This is a genomic window from Bacillus cereus group sp. TH152-1LC, from assembly GCF_027710505.1.
Lineage (GTDB): Bacteria > Bacillota > Bacilli > Bacillales > Bacillaceae_G > Bacillus_A > Bacillus_A mobilis.
In genome coordinates this window covers 101663-122486 of record NZ_JAQFNK010000012.1, presented here as the reverse complement: position 1 = coordinate 122486, position 20824 = coordinate 101663, and the positions used below count along the sequence as shown (strand labels likewise).

Genomic DNA, 20824 nt, shown 5'->3' with positions numbered 1-20824 from the left:
GAGACTGTTCTTTCCAGAACACCTCTCTTTTTTCTACATATAAATCTTTTTTCTTACAAAAGATTTATTCTCCTCTTTTTATATGTTAGCGTTTTCAAATTACTTTAACACCTTATATAACAGCATTCAATCTCTGTATAAAAAGATTTTTGAATATTTTCTCAACTTATACTTGTCAAACATTGTCATTTTATATTAAAATAACAACATACAAAATATTTAGTCTTTTCTGAAAAGATGGAGGGATAGCCATGAAGAATCCACTTCTTCGCATTGAAAACTTACAGACTTCCTTTCGCATACAAGATCACTATCATGCCGCAGTTGATGATGTTTCGTTAACTGTCCATGAAAATGAAATTGTCGCGATCGTTGGTGAATCAGGTTGCGGAAAAAGTGCACTTGCCCTTTCTATTATGCGACTGCATAATGAAGCAAATACAAAATTACAAGGGCAGCTTAACTATAGAGATAAGGATCTACTAACTATGTCAGCCGCAGAGATGAATAAAGTACGCGGATCAAACATCGGTATGATTTTCCAAGAACCTCTTACAGCACTTGATCCTCTCATGACAGTTGGAAAACAAATCGAAGAAAACTTAGACTACCACACAAGCCTTTCAAAAGTTGAAAAGAAAGAACGCACCTTAGAACTACTCCATCAAGTTGGTATTCCAAAACCAGAACTTACATATAAACAATACCCACATGAATTATCTGGCGGAATGAGACAAAGAATTGTTATCGCAATTGCAATTGCTTGTAACCCAGCACTCATTATTGCTGATGAGCCAACAACGGCTCTTGACGTAACCATCCAAGCACAAATTTTAGACTTACTAAAATCTATTCAAGAACAAACGAAAATGGGCATCATTTTAATTACCCATGATTTAAGTGTTGTCGCAGAAACAGCCGATCGTATCGTCGTTATGTACGCCGGACAAGTTGTAGAAACAGGAAAAGTTGAAGAGATTTTTAATAACCCTCTTCACCCATATACTCGTTCTCTATTAAACTCCATTCCATCTGCGTATGCTGAAAAAGAAAAATTGCATGTAATTCAAGGGGTGGTTCCTTCGTTAGCGAAGCTTCCTCGCACAGGTTGTCGCTTCCAAGCTCGAATTCCATGGATTAGACCTGATCAGCACGAGGAAAATCCAATTTTACATGAAGTAAAGCCAGACCATTGGGTGCGTTGTACTTGCTACAAGCATTTCAACTTCCAAGATAAGAAAGGAGATGACGTAACTCATGGCACTGCTTAAAGTAGAAGATTTAAAAGTACATTTCCCAATTAAAGGTGGTTTCTTCGGCCGCACATTAGATTACGTGCGTGCTGTCGATGGTGTAAGTTTTGAATTACAACCAGGTGAAACATATGGGATCGTTGGTGAATCAGGAAGTGGCAAATCAACAACGGGTAAAGCAATTATGCATTTAACGAAAGCAACAGAGGGTAGCATTCATTTTAATAATAGGGATTTAACAAAGTTAAGTCGCTCTGAGCTACGTGAACAACGAAAAGATATTCAAATGATTTTCCAAGATCCGTATTCATCATTAAATCCGAAGAAACGTGTTCTCGACATTATTGCTGAGCCTCTTCGAAATTTTGAGAAGCTCTCACCTGATGAAGAACGTAGAGCAGTTCAAGAATATCTTGATAAAGTTGGTCTAAATCCAGAGTCAATTTATAAATATCCACATGAATTTTCCGGTGGGCAAAGGCAGCGGATTGGTATTGCACGCGCTCTTACATTAAAACCGAAGCTTATTATCGCTGATGAACCTGTATCAGCACTGGATGTTTCTGTACAAGCTCAAGTATTAAACTTCTTACAAGATTTACAAGCTGAGCTCGGACTAACATACTTATTCATTAGTCATGATTTAGGTGTAATTCGTCATATGTGTGACCGTATCGGTGTTATGTATCGCGGACGCATCGTCGAAGAAGCAACTAGTGCAGAAATTTATAGTAATCCGCAACATATTTATACGAAGCGCCTAATATCAGCAATTCCTGATATTCGTCCTGAAAACAGAGAGAGACAGCGTAAGCTCCGTCAACAAGTAAGCTCTGAATACGAGAAATCATACGAAAATTATTTCAATGAACACGGTCGGGCTTATGACTTAAAAGCAATCTCGCCAACGCACCGGGTGGCATTACCATAAGGGAGTGATAAAACATGTGGAAGTTTATATTACGGAGATTTTTAGTAATGATCCCGCAATTATTCGTGTTAAGTGTACTTGTCTTTCTACTAGCTAAGGCAATGCCAGGCGATGCCTTAACCGGCAGAGCGATGAATCCAAAAGCGGATCCAAAAGTGATTGAAGAACAACGTGAAAAGCTTGGATTAAATGACCCAGTTGCAACACAATATGTTCGCTGGATTAAAAATGCCGTCCAAGGTGACTTCGGTATTTCCTATGCACATAAAATGAAAGTAACCGATTTAATTGGAGAACGACTTGGAAATACAGTATCTTTAGCACTTGTCATTCTTATTCTTACTTATTTAATTGCCATACCACTAGGAGTTATAAGTGGGCGGTGGAATGATACATGGGCTGATCGACTCATTACCATTTACAACTATCTAGGATTTGCTACACCGCTATTTATATTTGCATTAATTATGCTCTTCCTATTCGGATTTAAGTTTGCAATATTCCCAACCGGTGGTAGCGTCGATCCTCAAGTTGCAACAGGTACATTTGCTTACTATTTAAGCAAATTGAATCACCTTCTATTACCAGCTTTATCCGGCGCATTAATTGCAACAGTTGGTACAGTTCAATATTTACGAAGCGAAATTATCGATACGAAACATAAAGATTTTGTTCGTACAGTAAGAGCAAAAGGTGTTCCAGAATCAAAAATCTATTCTAGACATATTTTACGAAATTCATTCTTACCAATTGCAGCCTTCTTAGGTTATGAAATTACAGGATTGGTTGGCGGTGCCATCTTCTTAGAAAGTATTTTTAGCTACCCAGGAATTGGACAGCTATTTATACAATCTATCTCTCAACGCGATTTTAGTGTAATAACTGCACTCGTTATGTTTACTGGATTTGCAACGTTACTTGGAACTCTCCTTTCAGATATTATTCTAAGCATCGTCGATCCACGTATTCGTATTGATTAAAGAAAGGAGCAGACGTTATGTTAGCAAACCCTGAAAAACAAACTGAAGTTGTTCATTACGAAAAAAGCCCTTCTGGTTTCTCTATTATGTGGCGAGAACTTCGTAAAGATAAATTAGCAATGTTTTCACTTGTTTTCCTAGCAATCTTATTACTAGCAGTCTACGCAACATCTTTTATTATGAAACAAGAAGATATTGTACGAGTTGATTTATTCGCTATTTATGCTCCTCCCTCTGCTGAACATTGGTTAGGAACAGATTACGGAGGACGCGATATTTTCGGCCAACTTATTATTGGTACACGTAACTCATTTACAATTGGATTAGCAATTACTATTCTTTCTTGTTTAATTGGCCTTTCGATTGGATTAATTGCCGGTTATTTTGGAGGAGCTATTGATAATATCATTATGCGCATTATCGACTTTGTTATGGTTTTACCATTTTTAATGCTTGTAATTGTATTTATTACACTTGTTCCTACATTCAATATCTTTACTTTCATTTTAATTATGAGCGTGTTCTTATGGACAGGAAAGGCAAGATTAATTCGCTCAAAAGTATTAACTGAAAAAGAACTAGATTATGTCTCTGCATCTAAAACTTTAGGAACACCAAACTGGAAAATCATCCTTTTCCAAGTACTACCTAACTTAAGTTCCATTATCATTGTTAGCATTACATTAAACCTTGCTGGAAACATCGGTATTGAATCTGGTCTAACTTTCTTAGGATTTGGTCTACCAGAAAGTACACCAAGCCTTGGTACACTTGTTAGTTATGCTAGAAATCCAGATGTATTACAAGAGAAATGGTGGATTTGGTTACCCGCATCAGTCATGATTTTAACATTGATGCTGTGTATAAATTTTATTGGTCAAGCGCTACGCCGTTCGGCCGACGCAAGACAAAGAAAAGGATAAGGGGTGGAAGAAATGACAAATAAGCCAAAATTTTTCAAAGTATTAAGTACACTTGCGGTTTCAACATTACTACTTTCAGCATGTGGGGGCAGTGGTGGTAGTGAAAAAACGAGCAGCACAAAAAAAGTAGATACAAATAAATTTAGTGCATCTGTTAAAAATGATAAAAAGGAAATTAAAGATGGTTCATTAACATATGGTCTTGTTTCTAACACACCATTTGAAGGACTTTTGAACTTCGCTGTATATGAAGGAGATCCTGATAACCAAGTCATTACCATTTTCGATGAATCTTTATTATCAAATGACGAAAACTGGGAATACACGAATGATGGTGCTGCTACATATGAAATTTCTAAAGATAAAAAGACAATTACACTGAAAATTAAAGATAATGTAAAATGGCATGATGGAAATCCTGTTACTGCAGAGGATTTAGAATATTCTTATCTTGTAATTGGTAGCAAACAATATGCCGGTTCTCGCTATGACACTCAAATGCAAATGATTGAAGGTATGGAAGATTACCACAATGGAAAAGCTGACAAAATTTCAGGTATAAAAGTAACGGATCCAAAAACAATTTCGATTACATATAAAGAGCCGAATCCTTCAGTGAAAACTGGGCTTTGGGCATACCCTCTTCATAAGAAATATTTAGGAGATGTACCAATCGATAAATTAGCAGAATCTGATAAAATCCGTAAAAACCCAATTGGTTTTGGACCTTTTAAAGTGAAGAAAATTACTCCTGGAGAATCCGTTGAATTTGAACGTTTTGATGACTATTATGGTGGAAAACCAAAGCTGAAAAGCATGGTTTTAAAAGTTGTTAATCCTTCCGTTGTTAACGCGTCCTTAAAAAATGGCGATATTGACATTGCTGAAGTAAGTGCAGATCAATATCCAAATGTAAGTAAATTAAAAAATGCACAATTAGTCGGTAAAACCGATTTATACTATAGTTATATCGGCTTTAAATTAGGCCATATGGATAAAGAAAAAGAAGAAGTAGTGATGGATAAAGAGAAATTTAAAGATGTTCGTGTACGTCAGGCGATGGCGTATGCTATTGATCGAAAAGAAATTGGTGAAAAATTATATCACGGCCTACGTTATCCGGCTAACTCACCAATCCCACCATCTCTACCAAAATATCATAACAATAAAATTGGTGCCTATGATAAAGATGTAGAGAAAGCTAAAAAGTTATTAGATGAAGCTGGCTATAAAGATACGAACGGGGATGGATTCCGTGAAGATCCGAATGGTAAAGAATTTAAAGCTAATTTCTTATCAATGAGTGGTAGCGATGTAAGTGAACCACTTGCAAAATTCTTTATTCAATCTTGGAAAGACATCGGGCTAAAAGTTGAGCTTCTTGATGGTCGCTTGCATGAATTCAACTCATTCTACGATATGATTAAAAAAGATGATCCAAAAGTTGATCTTTTCGCGGCAGCTTGGGGAACTGCATCTGATCCAGACCCTTCTGGTATTTGGGCTAAAGACGCATCGTTCAATTACACACGTTGGGCTACTGACAAAAACACAGAATTATTAAAAGAAGGTATTTCTCCAAAAGCTGCTGATGAAAAGTACCGTAAAGATGTATACGATAAATGGCAAAAATTAGTTCATGATGAAGTGCCATTAATTCCACTTCATTATAAATTTGACTTAAAAGGTGTAAATAATCGCGTAAAAGATTATAAATATACACCAGTGGATCAATATAAATGGGGTAACGTTAGCGTAACAAGCGATAAAGCAGAAACAGAGAAATAAGAAAATAGCTCCTGGCGCTGAGATACATGCCAGGAGCTATTTTTTATTTACAATCCTTCTCTTGCTATTAATAACAACCAATTCCTTCCCTACTCTAAAATTAAAAGATTTGATGAACCATCTTTATTAAAATAGCTAACGTAACAGATGCAGCGAATCCCCCTAAACAAATAAGACCGACACCTTGGCTATATGATAAATTTTGAAATGCTTTCATCTTTTTCATCCTCCCTCTCTCCCCTTCGATATGTTTATTTTACCAATGGAATAATTTTCATAACATCGATTTCACTAACAACTAACTTACAAATTTGTAAGTTAACTATTCCCCTTTAAAGCTATATATCTAGTATGTCCAAGCTCTCTCCCTTTATACGTCAAAAAAGACCTCGAATTATATCAAGGTCTTGCTTACACTACAGAATATATCACTCAATTTATTTAATAATCATCACCGGGCATTTCACACGTTTTGCTATTTTATGACTGACACTACCAAGCACCATTTCTTGCAATGTATTTAATCCTCTACTCCCAGCAATAACAAGGTCTATATCCCCTGTATTTACATATTGAACGATCGTATCTCCAGGATCACCATGTAATATCGTAATTGTATAAGGAATGTCCTCTTTCTTTAATAAACCTTCAATCTCTTTTAATTTATCTTTTCGACTAGCCGATATTGTTTCTAAATCTGTTTGACCTTGTATAATATCTGATTTTGCCGTTCTATTATCTACTACGTACACAACTTCAACATTTGTTTCTTCATTAAATTTCGCAATATACGTTGCATGTTCCGCTGCTCGAAGTGCATGTTCAGAACCGTCACATGCTAATATAATTTGTTTGTACATATGCTGAATCCCCTTTTCGTTATCCTACCCGTATTATATAATAAAGCCCCCTAAAAAGGAGGCTTCTAACTAGCAATTCTTTTATTATAAGTAGCTAAATTTGAAATGATCTTCGAGCTTCGTTCATTTAATCCCGTTATACTTACTTTCACGCCACTTTGTTCATACTTCATGATAACTTTATCAATTGCGGCTACTGCTGAATCGTCCCATACGTGTGCGTGAGTAAAATTCAACTCAATTTCTTTTACATCTTCATTGAATGCAAAGTTATTTATAAAGTCTGCTGTAGATGCAAAGAACAGTTGACCGTGAATTTCGTATATTTTCTTATTTTCAATATATAAATGTTTCACGTGAATCTTTGCCATATTGAAAGCAAATAAAACTGCACTAATTACTGTTCCGATAATTACACCTAATGCTAAATTATGTGTAATTAAGACAATCACAACTGTTACGATCATAACTAATGCATTTCCTTTTGGTACTTTATGAATCGTTGTTACAGAGTTCCAATCAAACGTTCCGATTGAAACCATAATCATAACTGCAACTAATGCTGCCATCGGAATATGAACGACATAGTCACCTAAAACAAATAGTAAAACGATTAAAAATCCACCCGCTACAAATGTTGATAAACGACCTCGTCCACCTGATTTAATATTAATAACAGATTGTCCAATCATTGCACATCCTGCCATTCCTCCGAAGAAACCAGCCACAATATTTGCAATACCTTGCCCACGTGCTTCCTTATGTTTATTACTTTCCGTATGCGTCATATCATCTAAAACTGAAGCTGTTAATAATGACTCTAGTAAACCGATAATTGCAAGCATAACTGCGTACGGTAAAATAATCCCTAATGTCTCAAGTGTAAAAGGCACGTCAGGCATACTAAAGAATGGTAATTCTTTCGGCAAGCTTCCCATATCTCCTACTGTTTTCAACTGTAATCCGCTCATAAGTGCAATACTTGTCACAATAATAATGGAAATCAGTGTAGACGGTACAGCAGTCGTAATACGTGGAAATATATATATAATTGCAAGTCCTAATACGACAAGTGCATACATTTGCCAAGTTGCATTTTTAAAATGCGGCAATTGCGCTGTAAAAACTAAAATTCCAAGTGAATTTAAAAAACCACTCATAACAGATTTAGGAACAAACTTCATAAATGAGCTCAGTTTGAACACGCCAAAAATAATTTGGACAATACCCGTTAATATTGTTGTAGCAAATAAGTATTGCAAACCGTGATCTTTAACGAGCGTCACCATTAATAATGCCATTGCACCTGTTGCAGCTGAAATCATCCCAGTTCGTCCACCAACAAATGAAATGGTAACTGCAATACAAAAGGCTGCGTATAACCCAACGGTCGGATCCACGCCTGCAATAACAGAGAAAGCAATCGCTTCAAGAATTAATGCTAAAGCAACGACAATTCCCGATAGTACATCCCCTCTCACATTGGAGAGCCAATCATTTTTTATCGTTTGAAACAAAATACCACTCCTCTACTCTTTTCTCATTTGATTTTCTCCATAAGAAAACCTGGCCGACTGCACGAAGGCTATTATATAACGAGTAGAGAGATTTTTGCTATGTAAAAGTTTCCTAAAGAAAAAGGCACTACCTTAGTAGCGCCCTTGTTCATTATATTAATGTCCACCGTGCCCTTGACCACTTTCTTGTACAATCTCTAACCTCTCATCCAATATACCTTGTGTTTCAAATGAAATATCACTCGTACTTCCTAATAGGAAGCCGTGGTTATACGGTCCAAGTGTTGGGTCATCTTTAAACTTCGGCTGAATACTAGCAAGGAAGTCATACACTGGTTGTGAAGCTTTTCCTTCTTCTAACAATACAATAGGGGCATGTTTACCCATATGTGAAAAAGGTGCTCCCGCAACTGCTAAGTCTGGTGTTTTACTTGAAACAAATGATAAACCGTGACCTGGTTTTGTGAACCCCCACCCAAATTTCGTTTTTGTATCTTTAAATTTCGCAAACGCAACGGAATTTTCTGTTGGGGTTTCACCACTAATACGCGTTACTTTCCCGTATTTACTTAACTCTTTTTCTACTGCTTTTGAAATGATTTTTTCTGGTCCTAATACATATATATTCGCTTTATCTTTTCTCATCTTTAATGCCTCTATCGTTGCTTCTGGCACCTTATCTTTCTCTGTATATAAAAGCGGTTCTGGCATATGAGAGATCCAATTTACAGCTGGTGTTGTATATAAACGCCCTTCTTCTTCAGACGAACCGATAATAACACTATTTGGATAGCTTCCTGTTATATCGGCATATTCTTTATCCACATCTTTAGCAAATATAGCTGGATTTGTTTCTTTTATTTGCTTTACTTTATATGCTTTTAATTGCTCTAGGATAGATGCACCTACATCCCCCATCACCATAATTTGTGTTCCATCTTTCGTTCCGAGCGGATTTAATCGTTGTATTTCTTTTAACGTCATTTCGGGTATCTTTTCTTTTTCTATAAATAAAATCGGCCCGTTATTCGGATGGTGAATAAGGTCCGCACTCGCAATACCTAATTGCCATTCGGTTACTGGTACTAAAATAATAGCGCCTGGCTGATTCTCTTTATGCGTTGCTGGCCATATCGTTTGCGAAGTTAATACTGCCATTTGCAACGGATCGTTTGTGTTTAATCTCGTTACATTTTTTAAGCTTGTCGTTAATAAATCATTCGATGCACCTTCGTTCATTTCTTTCGGCGCAGTTACCTCCTGATTCATTTTCATTTCCTTTTGCTCTGTTTTCTTCTCTTTTGTAGATTCATGATTTTTATGATCTGTATTCGTTTGTCCACACGCTGCAAGACCAACTGCTGTAATTATTGTTATCCCAAAAATTCGGGTCATCTTTTTCACTATACCGCCTCCGTATGAATCGTTTTCGAGCCAATATGATTACCTAAAATGAAATTTCACCTTTACAATAACAAGCAATTCTGAAGAAATTATGCAGATGCATGATAATCTGCACCATTTCTTCATGATTTTGACTTACAATTTAAATAATAACTACAAATGTGGAGGTACTCTATGGTCGATATACTACTCGTAGATGATGAGCCGAGAATGCTTGAATTATTAACACTTTATCTTACTCCGATCGGATACAACTGCGTATGTGCAATATCCGGGGAAGAAGCTATTTCACATATAGAAAATCGAAACTTCAAATTTGTTTTACTCGATATTATGATGCCAAAGATGGATGGTTGGGAAACGTGCAAAAGAATTCGATCCTTTAGTAACGTTCCTATCATTATGGTAACGGCTCGTGATCAAACGATAGATGTCATTCAAGGGTTAAAACTTGGAGCCGATGATTACGTAACGAAACCTTTCCATGAAGAAGAGCTTTTCGCAAGAATTGAAGCTGTTTTAAGGCGAACGAATCAACACGCGCAAATACAATATCACGGCATTTTATGGGATGAGGCAAAACACTTCGTTTCTGTCTATAATGAAGAACTTCTTCTCACTCCAATCGAATTCTCTTTACTCGGATTATTTTTACGTCATGTGAACTACGTATTAAGCCGTGATCAGCTCATTGAACGAATTTGGGGATTAAATACAAATACAGAAGATAGAACAGTCGATTCACATATTCGTAATTTGCGTGATAAATTACGAAAAGTAAATTTCCCTATTGATCACCATTTAAAAACTGTTTACGGAGTCGGATATCGATGGGTTGATACTCTAGAGTAAGGAGCTAAACGATGAAGCGCATTTCTATTCAACTCGGATTTTATTTTTTAATTGTTACACTGTTAATCGAAAGTGTTCTATTTGTCTTGCTTTATTATAGCCTTGTCAACAATAGAGTAAATGAAGAAATGACAGCTTTATTAAAGCGCGGAAATAGTCACCGAGATGTCCTTGAAAAATATTTTGATAAGCAAACAATTTCCCATGTTGCACTAATGGAATCCGAAGCCGAAACCACTGTCGTTATTACAAATGCAAATAAGGATGTACTAGCTAAATCCAACGAAATAAATACTACTATAAAAAAGCATATTGAAAAGATGCAAACACGGACAGATCATGACGGAGCAATTATAGAGAATCATTGGAAAACATCTAATTATATATGTACAGTTAGCCCCATTGTAGTGGCTGGAAAAACGGAAGGCTATGTATATATGTTTCTCGGAACAGAATCAATCGAGGAAATGGTTAACGGGCTAACAAGACAATTCATTATTGCTGGAGTCATTACGTTCCTATTGACAGTCATCACCATCTTTCTCTTATCACGGTTGTTAACAAAACCATTGTTACACATGAAACATGCCACTGAAAAAATGAGTAAAGGCGATTTATCCGTTTCGTTAACGACTACTCGCAATGACGAAATTGGTGAACTAGCATCGTCTATTCAAACACTTGCTAATGATTTACATTATATGAAAACAGAGCGAAGTGAATTTCTAGCAAGTGTTGCTCATGAATTACGAACACCGTTAACATACGTAAGAGGTTATGCTGACATTGCTTTAAAAGAAACCACATCTCCTGAGCAACGTTTGCGATATTTATCTATTATAAAAGATGAGTCTGATTATATTACGAACTTAGTTCAAGATTTATTTTCACTTGCACAAATGGAGCAACATAACTTTTCTATTCAAGTAAAGGAAGTACATTTACACACCTTCCTTACTCGCATAGCCGAAAAAGTAAATGCCATGTATAAAGAAAGATACATTACAGTTTCTTTCTCTTGTCCTCCTACACTGGTAGTAAACTTAGATGAACAGCGATTTGAACAAGTTATAATAAACATGTTAAATAACGCTTATAGACATTCAAAAGAACATTCTCATATAAACATTTCTGTTACAGAAGAACATAAAAGTATCTCCATTACAATTGAAGATGAAGGCGAAGGTATTCCTCCTGAAGACCTCCCTCACATTTTCGACCGCTTTTATCGAGTTGATAAAGCAAGATCACGCGCTACAGGTGGAACTGGTTTAGGACTATCTATCGTTAAAGAAATTGTAGAACTACACGGCGGAGATGTTACTGTAACAAGCGAAGTCGATCACGGGTCTTGCTTTATCATTTCATTACCATCTATACAAAAACACGACTACTGATGGTAGTCGTGTTTCTTTATCCCGCTATTTGCCGGGCAGTAAAACCCCTACCTCAAAATTCAGCGGAAGCAAAGAAGTTAGGTGGGGTATCAACTGCCCGTAAAAGCCCGATTGGTGAAGGCTAATAATCAGTGGGAGATGAACAAAAAACCCACTGATTAAAGTTTCACTTTATAATATAAATTGACAAATTGCCCAAAACGTTTCGTATCCGTTAAAGTTAAATTAATTTCTGGATTCTTTTCTTTAAATAACGGAACACCAGAGCCTAATATATGCGGTGTAATCGTAACAATATATTCATCAATTAGATTATTCTTAAAGAATTCTCTCAGTAGCTCTCCTCCACCGACCATCCATATTTTAGATCCTTCTTGTGCTTTTAACCTTTTAGTAAACTCCACTACATCTTCATTTACAAACTCCACGTTTCCGTCTGAACCTTTTTCTGAACGAGAAAAAACATAGCATGCTTTATCTAGGTACGGAAATGTTTCTGTATGCTCTACTACATAATCGTACGTTCGTTTTCCCATAATGATTGTATCAATCGTTTCATACATTTCTGTATAACCGTTATCTCCCTCTCCTTCGGTTTCCATTAACCACTCTAAATCATCATTCTCTTTCGCAATATATCCATCCAAACTAGCGGCTATAAATAAAACAACTTCACGTGACATCTCTTTTCCTCCTTACAACGTATATTGATAAAATTACCTTATACACACTATACTAACCTTAAAACATGACAATTCATGTCATGTTAAAAAAGAAACGAGTGAGATAGTTGTCAAAAGCAAAACGTTTACTAGACATTCTTATATTCGCGTCTGCGAAAAGAACATTTACAGCTCAGGAAATAGCTGATGAATTTAATATTTCCGTTCGTACTGTTCATAGATATATTTTAGATTTAAGTGATATGGGATTACCCCTTTACGCAGAACAAGGTCGTAATGGAGGATATAAAGTATTAACGAATAAAGTCATTCCGCCTATTTTATTCACCGAAGAAGAAGCAGTATCCATCTTTTTTGCTTTTCAGTCTTTAAGCTACTACAGAGACTTACCATTTAACACAGAAATCAATTCCGTTACGCATAAACTGTATAGCTCTCTACAACATGATGCGAAAGCGAAAGTTGATAAAATACGTTCTTATATTGCTTTTTGGAATCCGAAGAGAGCAATTGATACCCCTCTTTTAAACGAAGTGTTAACCGCGGCTATTGAAAATAAAGATTTACACTTTCAATACGAATCTAAATCGGGGATAAAAACAAAACATGTTCATCCTATCGGGGTATATGCTCATGATGGGCTATGGTACTTACCATCCTATGACTTCAGTAGAAAAAAAGTATTACTGTATCGCGTTGATCGTATTCTTTCTATATTATCAACAGAAGAAAATGAAGATACGTTCATGAATTTAGAAGAATGGTTCGACTCGAGCCCTAACGTAGTACACATTCCTACCCAGTTACATGTCTCATTAACAGCAGAAGGCGTGCGCCAATGTAAAAGCGTTCCTTACCTTGAAGAATTCGTGGTAGTAAACGAAGACGGGACAGGGTATATACATTCAACAATTGATAAAGGTGAAATTAACTTTATTACCCCTTTATTTTATAGACTTGGAAAAGGTGCACGAGTTTTAGAGCCGAAAGAATTAATAGATGGTTTACGTATGCGTGCGAAAGAATTTTTACATATGTATGAAGACTAAAAAGGCGTAAGAAAATCCCTCTTACGCCTTTTCCATATACATTATTTGTTCTATTGCATCTTTTAATAAATTCTTTGTCTCTTCAAAGTTATGATTCTGCTGTTCTCCTGACTGCACCGCATAAAACTCAGCAAACGAACGCTCTTTATATCTCGGTACGACATGCATATGATAATGTGTTAACTCATTAAAGATTCCACCATTTTGACAAACTGTAATTCCATCTGGTTTATATAATGATTTAATCGCTTTTGCAATCAGCTTAGCAGCATCCATAATGGATTTCGCTATAACATCATCTAATTCGTCCACTTCTACAACATGCTGCTTCGGCACAATTAAAGTATGTCCTGGATAGAAAGGTTCATGATCTAAAAAGCAAGTTACATAATCATCTTCATATACTTTATATATTTTTTCCTCTTCGTTTGCTAATTTACAGCCTAAACAGTCCATTACACTTTCCCCTCTTTCAAAAACATAAAAACGTGAGAATACGGCTCTCACGTTTTTATGTTTCACTTTATTAGTTCAATTGTTTCCGTAACCTTTATACTATCTTTTACAGATTGAACAATCGTGCAATTTTTCACTGCAAGTTGTAGCGCCTGGTCCAATTGCTCTTCTGTAATGTTTTGTGCTTTAATTTTATAGTGCAAATGAACACTTTCAACTGGTTTTGATAAAGCTTCACTTCTACCAATTTCAGTCTCAATTGTAAACGTATCGTATGTAATACGTTTCTTTTCTAAAATTGTTCGAAAGACAATTGCACTGCATCCTGCGATAGAAGAAACGAGTAATTGTAACGGTGAATACCCATCTTCTTTTCCAATTGCTAATGGACCATACGATAAATCTGCCTGTATATCATCATGCTTAATTTTTATTTTCATACTTCGCTTCCATCTCCACTTTCATCGGTTTCTTCCGTTTCTTACTCATATAATAATATATATAGCAGAAAATGATAAATGGAATACCACAGTATAACGCCATTCGTTGTTCTGGAATAAACGCTAAACTAATAACAACGATACTATTTGTAATTAAAGCTAAAATAGGAACAATCGGATATAACGGTGTTTTATATTTTAAGTCCTCTAACTTTCCTCCGCCTTTTATATACTGACTTCTAAAGCGAAGTTGCGATAGAGCAATAATAATCCAACTTGATACAGCTGATAAACCAGCTATAGATAATAAATACATGTATACTGTATCTTCTGCAAGGAAGCTTGTGAATAAAGATAACCCTGCTACTGCAATCGTTACGACTAGCGCTGTAATTGGAATACCTCGTTTATTTACTTTCTTGAAAGAAGTTGGTGCCATTCCTTCATTTGCAAGTGACCATAATATACGAGTTGCCGCGTATAATCCTGAATTCGCTACAGATAGTAACGCTGTAATAATAACGAAGTTCATAATATCAGCTGCGTATGGAATACCGATTTTATCAAATACGACTACGAATGGGCTTTCAATTACGCCAGCTTCTTTCCAAGAAATTAATCCTACTAAAATCGTCATTGTTAAAATGAAGAATAACATAATGCGCCATACTGTATTACGAATCGCACGTGGAATTGTTTTTTCTGGATCTTTACTTTCTCCTGCTGCAATCCCGATTAACTCTGTTCCTTGGAATGAGAAGTTAACCGTAATCATCGTAAGTAATACGGCAGCTAGTCCATTCGGGAATAATCCGCCATCGCTTACAAAGTTAGAGAAAAGAGGTGCTGCTTCTTTTCCGTCATATGATATAAACCCTAGTAATGCACTACCACCAAGAACAACAAATGCAAGAATTGTAACTACTTTAATACTAGAGAACCAAAACTCTAATTCAGCATAACTCTTCGCTGAGATAGCGTTTGAAGCATATAAAATAACGCCGAATACGAGACACCATACCCAAACATCAACATTCGGAAACCATCTTTTCATCATTAAACCGATTGACGTTAATTCTAGTCCTACTGTTACTGCCCAGCCAAGCCAATATAGCCAGCCGATCATAAAGCCCGTTCCTGGTCCAATAAACTTCGTCGCATACTTTTGAAAAGAGCCTGAAACTGGCATTGCTACCGTTAACTCTCCAAGACAAAGCATTGTTAAATACATAATAAATCCGCCTACTAAATATGAAAGGATGGCTCCCCCTGGTCCAGCCTGATTAATGGTGTAACCTGAACCTAAGAAAAAACCAGTCCCGATTACACCACCTAGTGCGATCATAAATAAATGTCTACTCTTCATCGTACGATGTAATTTCTCATTCGTTGGTTGCTGCATCTAAATCCTCCCCCTACCGATACCCCTATATCTTGTTAAAATTTTCTGATAATAAAAATATACACGAAAGCGATTACAATTTCTATATAAAATTAAAACTTTTCTGATAAAACAATACAAAAAATCGAATTATCGTGAGAATCAGATTCTAATTAGAGGAAAATAAGGATAAACAAGGAAAAACCTTTACATATATTGTAAAGGTTAACGGAGTTCTAATCTTCTCGATAAAATTGATAAACTATAATTTACGATAAAGTACATACAAGCTACTACTATAAACGTTGGAATCATATAATTTACATTCTGTCCGCTAATAATTTGAGCATTATGCATAAGCTCTGGCAGTGATATACCAACTGCTAATGATGTATCTTTCAGCAATGAAATAAACTGACTGACAAGTGGCGGGACCATTCTCCTTAATGCTTGTGGCAAAATAATATGCCAAAGTGCTTGAACATACGTTAATCCTGAAGACCTTGCGGCCTCAATCTGTCCTTTTTCAATAGATAATAGACCACTTCGAACAATTTCAGATATCATTGCTGCTTCAAATACTGTTAAAGCAACAATTACAGCTGTTATAATTTCTAATTTCAATCCTACTTCTGGAAGTGCAAAATACGTGAAAAATATAATTAAAAGTAGTGGTAAGTTTCGAATCACTTCAACGATAATTCCTAATACTTGTGAGACTACGGGGATTTTCATATAGCGCAATATCCCTATTACACTACCAATAATAAAGCTAAGTACAATTGCAACGAGCGCTACCTCTAACGTTATAAGTAATCCTTTTAATAAAAACAGAATATGATCCCCTGTTATTGCTCCCTTAAAATCCATTTACACCGCCTCCTTTGCCAAGCGTTTTTCTAAATAACGCACTAGCATACTGAGCGGAATTGTTAATATTAAATAAAATACCCCGACAAATATATAGACGTCGAACGTAACAAATGTCTTCGTTGAAATTAAGTCTCCTTGATACATTAAATCCGTACCAGCGATAATTCCAAGTATGGAAGAGTTTTTTACTAAATTGAGAAATTGATTTCCTAAAGGAGGGATTACGATTTTCATCGCCTGGGGTAAAACAACATAATACATTCCCTGTACATACGTTAATCCTGAAGACCGCGCCGCTTCCATTTGACCTTTTGCAACTGATAAAATACCAGCGCGAATGACTTCTGCAATAAATGCTGCCGTGTATACGGTAAGCGTTACTGTCCCTGCTACAAAACCATTTAAAGTAATTCCTATTACAGGTAAAGCGAAATAAAATATAAATGCAATTAATACGAGTGGAATATTTCTTACAAACTCTACAAAAGCTGATCCTATCCAATTTAAAATACGAATAGGTGCAATACGCATTACAGCCAAAATTACTCCCAAAATAAAGCTGCCTATTAACGCAATTACACTAGACATCACTGTATATTTAAAGCCTTCTAAATACATATCAATGTTATTCGTTAATATAGAAAAATCAGGCACATATTCTCCCCTCTTTCTTTACAAGAAGAGGATGAGTATCCCCTCATCCTCTTGCTATTTATCAATGGGAATACAGCTCCATTCATGAAACTATCACTTTACTACTCTTGTTTTTGCCCAATCCATTTCTCATACAATTTGTCGTACTCCCCGTTCGCCTTCATATCTTTTAGTAAGCTATTAATCTCTTTTGTTAAATCATCTGCACCTTTTTGTACCGCAATTCCGTACGGCTCATCCGTGAAAATTTTCCCTACAACTTCATAATTCGAATCTTGTTTTGCCATGCCGTAAAGAATTGCATTATCTGTCGTTAATACATCGCCTTTCCCTGCTTTTAACGCCGTAAATGCCTCACTGTAATTTTCAAATTCTAATACAGTCGACTCTGGAGATTTTTGGCGTATATTATTTGTAGACGTTGAGCCTTTTACCGCTAACACTTTCACACCTTTTTTCACATCATCAATATTTTTAATATCGCTTCCTTTTTTAACAAGTAACGATTGCCCTGCTTTAAAATATACATCTGAAAAATCTACTTCCTTTTTACGTTCTTCCGTAATTGTCATTGTTGCGATAATTGCATCAATATCACCGTTTTTCAGTAGTGGAATACGCGTTTTAGACGTTACTTCTTTTAATTCTAGTTTCTTTTCATCTCCAAGGATTTTTTTCGCAAGCGCCTTTGCGATATCAACATCAAACCCTTCTACTTGCCCTGTTGAAGGATTTTTCAATCCGAATAAGTTCGTATCATTCTTCACCCCAACTACTAGCTTCCCGCGCTTTTTAATTTGCTCCACAGCCCCGCCTTGCTTCGTATTCGTTTCTTTCGCCTCATCTTTTTTACTTCCACATCCAGCAACGACAAGTACGAATAAACATGAGAATACGATTAACGTAAATAACTTTTTCATTTTAAGCATGAAATTCCTCCTTTAATGATTTAACACTCTTCTTAAAAATAGACGCGCCCTTTCTTGTTCAGGACTTGCAAAAAATTGCGCCGGTGTTGTATCCTCAATGATCTTGCCATCATCCATAAATAAAATCCGATCTGCCACTTCTCGCGCAAATCCCATTTCATGCGTGACAACGACCATCGTCATCCCTTCTTTAGCTAGCGTTTTCATAACATCAAGTACTTCTCCGATCATCTCTGGATCAAGGGCAGACGTAGGCTCATCAAATAGCATAATTTCTGGCTGCATTGCGAGCCCCCTAGCAATTGCTACCCTTTGCTGTTGTCCTCCAGATAGTTGATGCGGGTATACACTAGCCTTCTCTGGGATTCCTACCTTCTCTAAATAAAACATCGCTGTTTTCTCAGCTTCTTCTTTTGAAACTTTATTTACTTTAATCGGTGCTAGTGTAATATTTTGAAGAACCGTTTTATGTGGATATAAATAAAAATGTTGAAAGACCATTCCAATATTTCGGCGTAATTCATTCATATCTGTTTTTGCATTGTGTACCTCCGTACCTTGTACAATTAACGCTCCATCTGTAATTGTCTCTAACTGATTTATACACCGTAGCAACGTACTTTTTCCTGATCCGGACGGCCCAACAACTACTACCACTTCACCTTTTTTCACTTGTACATTAATATCTTTTAAAACTTGAAAAGTACCATAATATTTATTTACATTACGAAACTCTATCAACATACTCCCCCCCTTCCCCTAACAAAGCATGTACATTCTTTTTATATTCAAAAATAGGCAAAAAAATAACTTCCAGCCTCATTTTGCCCATAAAAAAAGCAAAGGGATTTTCCCTTTGCTTTTTCATTTCTATTCTATTAAGATACTTCTTCTTTCTTATCTTTTCCGTATTCATGCTCCCAGAAATCAGCATTTTTAATTCCTAATGGCCCTGGATCGAATACTGGATCTTTTCCTTCTTTTTTCTGCTTTTCATAATCCTTTAATGCAACTAATGCAGGTTTTTGTAATAGTAAAATCGCAATGATATTTACCCATGCCATAATTCCTACACCGATGTCGCCTAAAGCCCAAGCTATTGCTGCTGTTTTTATACAGCCGTAGAATACAGCTCCTAAAAATACAAATTTTAGTACCAGGGAAAGCCAAGGGCGGTCTTCATCACGATTTAAGTACGCGATATTCGTTTCTGCAATGTAGTAATACGCCATAATTGTTGTAAAGGCAAAGAATAGTAACGAAATTGCAACGAAACCGTTTCCAAATCCAGGGAAAACAGATTCTACCGCTGCCTGTGTATATCCTGGTCCTGGCTGAGCACCATTTAATTTATTTACGATAAAGTTTTTTCCGCTTGCATCAAATACGTTATACATGCCTGTAATAATCATCATAAATGCTGTTGCTGAGCAAACAAATAATGTATCAATGTAAACGGAAAATGCTTGCACTAAACCTTGTTTAGCTGGATGTGATACTTCAGCTGCTGCTGCTGCATGTGGTCCAGTTCCTTGTCCTGCTTCATTGGAATAAATACCACGTTTTACTCCCCAAGAAATGGCTAAACCGATAATACCACCGAAAGCCGCTTCTAAAGCAAAAGCACTTCTTATAATTAACATAAATGCTTCTGGCAATTTTTCAATATTCATAGCAACAATAACACAAGCTACTAAAATATAACCAACTGCCATAAACGGTACAACAACTTGTGCAACGTTAACGATTCGCTTTACGCCACCGAAGATGATAAGAGCTAATACAACAACTAATAAAGCCCCTGATACGGTAGTGTTAATTCCAAAAGCTGTTTCTAAGCTTACTGCAATACTATTTGCTTGCACACCTGGCAGTAAAAGCCCCGTTGCAAGAATTGTAGCTGCAACGAATACTAATGCATACCATTTCACACCTAAACCTTTTTCAATGTAATAAGCCGGTCCACCACGAAACTGTCCTTGATGTTTCGTTTTATATATTTGCGCGAGTGTTGATTCCACATAAGCTGATCCTGCTCCCAAAAAGGCTACTGCCCACATCCAAAATACAGCTCCTGGTCCACCGAAGGCAACCGCCGTTGCTACCCCAGCTATATTCCCTGTCCCAACGCGCCCTGATAATGAAAGTGCTAACGCTTGGAATGAAGAAACACCAGCCTCTGATTTTTCACCTTGAAATGTCAGCTTCACCATTTCTCCTACATGCCTTACTTGTAAAAACCTCGTTCGAATGGAAAAATATAAACCTACTCCTAAACATAAATAAACAAGTGCTGGACTCCAAACAATATTATTTAACCAGTTTACGAAAGCTTCCAACATTCCCCCTCCTTCTTTATAAAGAATATTCAGAATATATAAAATTATAAGTGTATAACGAATCTAGGACAATATTATTTTAATAAAGTAAACATATTTTTGTATAAAAAAACAA

General features: G+C 36.2%; 21 protein-coding genes. 8 read left to right on the top strand and 13 right to left on the bottom strand.

Annotated elements, in window-relative coordinates:
* Window positions 1-251: 251 nt before the first annotated feature.
* The 5 genes from PDL00_RS22965 to opp4A are packed head-to-tail and all read left to right on the top strand — an operon-like array spanning window position 252 to window position 5875.
* The gene (locus tag PDL00_RS22965) at window positions 252-1271 is read left to right on the top strand and encodes an ABC transporter ATP-binding protein (RefSeq protein WP_242255447.1); all 1020 of its coding nucleotides are present in this window, start codon (window positions 252-254) and stop codon (window positions 1269-1271) included.
* Window positions 1258-2184 (top strand): ABC transporter ATP-binding protein, encoded by a 927-nt coding sequence (locus PDL00_RS22960; RefSeq protein ID WP_242255446.1) that lies wholly within the window; start codon window positions 1258-1260, stop codon window positions 2182-2184. The genes PDL00_RS22965 and PDL00_RS22960 overlap by 14 nt, the downstream gene beginning before the upstream one ends.
* A 14-nt stretch (window positions 2185-2198) precedes the next feature.
* Window positions 2199-3164 (top strand): oligopeptide ABC transporter permease, encoded by a 966-nt coding sequence (gene opp4B, locus PDL00_RS22955; protein WP_098254745.1) that lies wholly within the window; start codon window positions 2199-2201, stop codon window positions 3162-3164.
* A gap of 17 nt (window positions 3165-3181) precedes the next feature.
* Window positions 3182-4087, top strand: a complete 906-nt coding sequence (locus PDL00_RS22950; RefSeq protein ID WP_087979438.1) for an ABC transporter permease — start codon at window positions 3182-3184, stop codon at window positions 4085-4087.
* 12 nt (window positions 4088-4099) lie between these two features.
* Window positions 4100-5875: an oligopeptide ABC transporter substrate-binding protein gene (opp4A, locus tag PDL00_RS22945; protein WP_242255444.1), complete on the top strand. Its 1776-nt coding sequence runs from the start codon at window positions 4100-4102 to the stop codon at window positions 5873-5875.
* 100 nt (window positions 5876-5975) lie between these two features.
* On the opposite strand, the gene PDL00_RS22940 is transcribed toward opp4A, so the two are convergent.
* The 4 genes from PDL00_RS22940 to PDL00_RS22925 form a co-directional block, all read right to left on the bottom strand.
* Window positions 5976-6101 (bottom strand): DUF4027 family protein, encoded by a 126-nt coding sequence (locus PDL00_RS22940; RefSeq protein ID WP_000738294.1) that lies wholly within the window; start codon window positions 6099-6101, stop codon window positions 5976-5978.
* Window positions 6102-6312: 211 nt separating this feature from the next.
* On the bottom strand, window positions 6313-6735 hold the full coding sequence (locus tag PDL00_RS22935) for a universal stress protein (RefSeq protein ID WP_242255442.1): 423 nt from the start codon (window positions 6733-6735) through the stop codon (window positions 6313-6315).
* 65 nt (window positions 6736-6800) lie between these two features.
* Window positions 6801-8252, bottom strand: a complete 1452-nt coding sequence (locus tag PDL00_RS22930; RefSeq protein ID WP_270731260.1) for a SulP family inorganic anion transporter — start codon at window positions 8250-8252, stop codon at window positions 6801-6803.
* Between the two features lie 156 nt (window positions 8253-8408).
* Window positions 8409-9656 carry a cell wall-binding repeat-containing protein gene (locus tag PDL00_RS22925; protein WP_242255438.1) on the bottom strand — a complete coding sequence of 416 codons (1248 nt, stop codon included), beginning with the start codon at window positions 9654-9656 and terminating at the stop codon, window positions 8409-8411.
* A gap of 174 nt (window positions 9657-9830) precedes the next feature.
* On the opposite strand from PDL00_RS22925, the gene PDL00_RS22920 reads away from it, so the two are divergent.
* On the top strand, window positions 9831-10508 hold the full coding sequence (locus tag PDL00_RS22920) for a response regulator transcription factor (protein WP_242255436.1): 678 nt from the start codon (window positions 9831-9833) through the stop codon (window positions 10506-10508).
* Window positions 10509-10519: 11 nt separating this feature from the next.
* The gene (locus PDL00_RS22915; RefSeq protein WP_270731259.1) at window positions 10520-11905 is read left to right on the top strand and encodes a sensor histidine kinase; all 1386 of its coding nucleotides are present in this window, start codon (window positions 10520-10522) and stop codon (window positions 11903-11905) included.
* A gap of 158 nt (window positions 11906-12063) precedes the next feature.
* On the opposite strand, the gene PDL00_RS22910 is transcribed toward PDL00_RS22915, so the two are convergent.
* On the bottom strand, window positions 12064-12588 hold the full coding sequence (locus PDL00_RS22910; protein WP_242255432.1) for a dihydrofolate reductase family protein: 525 nt from the start codon (window positions 12586-12588) through the stop codon (window positions 12064-12066).
* Window positions 12589-12695: 107 nt separating this feature from the next.
* On the opposite strand from PDL00_RS22910, the gene PDL00_RS22905 reads away from it, so the two are divergent.
* A complete protein-coding gene (locus PDL00_RS22905; RefSeq protein ID WP_270731258.1) occupies window positions 12696-13637 on the top strand; it encodes a helix-turn-helix transcriptional regulator in 942 nt (313 codons plus the stop codon).
* Window positions 13638-13658: 21 nt separating this feature from the next.
* Here PDL00_RS22905 and PDL00_RS22900 read toward each other — a convergent pair whose 3' ends face one another.
* The 8 genes from PDL00_RS22900 to PDL00_RS22865 form a co-directional block, all read right to left on the bottom strand.
* Window positions 13659-14144 carry an HIT family protein gene (locus tag PDL00_RS22900; RefSeq protein ID WP_270731257.1) on the bottom strand — a complete coding sequence of 162 codons (486 nt, stop codon included), beginning with the start codon at window positions 14142-14144 and terminating at the stop codon, window positions 13659-13661.
* Between the two features lie 11 nt (window positions 14145-14155).
* Window positions 14156-14533, bottom strand: a complete 378-nt coding sequence (locus tag PDL00_RS22895) for an OsmC family protein (RefSeq protein ID WP_242255421.1) — start codon at window positions 14531-14533, stop codon at window positions 14156-14158.
* Window positions 14517-15935 carry an amino acid permease gene (locus tag PDL00_RS22890; RefSeq protein WP_098885065.1) on the bottom strand — a complete coding sequence of 473 codons (1419 nt, stop codon included), beginning with the start codon at window positions 15933-15935 and terminating at the stop codon, window positions 14517-14519. Before PDL00_RS22890 ends, PDL00_RS22895 begins: the two co-directional genes overlap by 17 nt.
* Window positions 15936-16139: 204 nt before the next feature.
* Window positions 16140-16784, bottom strand: a complete 645-nt coding sequence (locus PDL00_RS22885; protein WP_242255419.1) for an amino acid ABC transporter permease — start codon at window positions 16782-16784, stop codon at window positions 16140-16142.
* Window positions 16785-17441 carry an amino acid ABC transporter permease gene (locus PDL00_RS22880; protein WP_061676362.1) on the bottom strand — a complete coding sequence of 219 codons (657 nt, stop codon included), beginning with the start codon at window positions 17439-17441 and terminating at the stop codon, window positions 16785-16787.
* A gap of 101 nt (window positions 17442-17542) precedes the next feature.
* The gene (gene glnH, locus PDL00_RS22875) at window positions 17543-18370 is read right to left on the bottom strand and encodes a glutamine ABC transporter substrate-binding protein GlnH (RefSeq protein WP_270731256.1); all 828 of its coding nucleotides are present in this window, start codon (window positions 18368-18370) and stop codon (window positions 17543-17545) included.
* A 12-nt stretch (window positions 18371-18382) separates the two neighbouring features.
* On the bottom strand, window positions 18383-19111 hold the full coding sequence (locus PDL00_RS22870; RefSeq protein ID WP_242242660.1) for an amino acid ABC transporter ATP-binding protein: 729 nt from the start codon (window positions 19109-19111) through the stop codon (window positions 18383-18385).
* A 137-nt stretch (window positions 19112-19248) separates the two neighbouring features.
* Window positions 19249-20709, bottom strand: a complete 1461-nt coding sequence (locus tag PDL00_RS22865; protein ID WP_270731255.1) for an alanine/glycine:cation symporter family protein — start codon at window positions 20707-20709, stop codon at window positions 19249-19251.
* Between the last annotated feature and the right edge of the window lie 115 nt (window positions 20710-20824).

Excerpts from the sequence above, each read along its gene's own strand:
- PDL00_RS22965 (WP_242255447.1), top strand. The coding sequence starts at position 252 with ATGAAGAATCCACTTCTTCGCATTGAAAACTTACAGACTTCCTTTCGC.
- PDL00_RS22960 (WP_242255446.1), top strand. The coding sequence starts at position 1,258 with ATGGCACTGCTTAAAGTAGAAGATTTAAAAGTACATTTCCCAATTAAA.
- opp4B (WP_098254745.1), top strand. The coding sequence starts at position 2,199 with ATGTGGAAGTTTATATTACGGAGATTTTTAGTAATGATCCCGCAATTA.
- PDL00_RS22950 (WP_087979438.1), top strand. The coding sequence starts at position 3,182 with ATGTTAGCAAACCCTGAAAAACAAACTGAAGTTGTTCATTACGAAAAA.
- opp4A (WP_242255444.1), top strand. The coding sequence starts at position 4,100 with ATGACAAATAAGCCAAAATTTTTCAAAGTATTAAGTACACTTGCGGTT.
- PDL00_RS22940 (WP_000738294.1), bottom strand. The coding sequence starts at position 6,101 with ATGAAAAAGATGAAAGCATTTCAAAATTTATCATATAGCCAAGGTGTC.
- PDL00_RS22935 (WP_242255442.1), bottom strand. The coding sequence starts at position 6,735 with ATGTACAAACAAATTATATTAGCATGTGACGGTTCTGAACATGCACTT.
- PDL00_RS22920 (WP_242255436.1), top strand. The coding sequence starts at position 9,831 with ATGGTCGATATACTACTCGTAGATGATGAGCCGAGAATGCTTGAATTA.
- PDL00_RS22915 (WP_270731259.1), top strand. The coding sequence starts at position 10,520 with ATGAAGCGCATTTCTATTCAACTCGGATTTTATTTTTTAATTGTTACA.
- PDL00_RS22910 (WP_242255432.1), bottom strand. The coding sequence starts at position 12,588 with ATGTCACGTGAAGTTGTTTTATTTATAGCCGCTAGTTTGGATGGATAT.
- PDL00_RS22895 (WP_242255421.1), bottom strand. The coding sequence starts at position 14,533 with ATGAAAATAAAAATTAAGCATGATGATATACAGGCAGATTTATCGTAT.
- PDL00_RS22890 (WP_098885065.1), bottom strand. The coding sequence starts at position 15,935 with ATGCAGCAACCAACGAATGAGAAATTACATCGTACGATGAAGAGTAGA.
- PDL00_RS22885 (WP_242255419.1), bottom strand. The coding sequence starts at position 16,784 with ATGGATTTTAAGGGAGCAATAACAGGGGATCATATTCTGTTTTTATTA.
- glnH (WP_270731256.1), bottom strand. The coding sequence starts at position 18,370 with ATGCTTAAAATGAAAAAGTTATTTACGTTAATCGTATTCTCATGTTTA.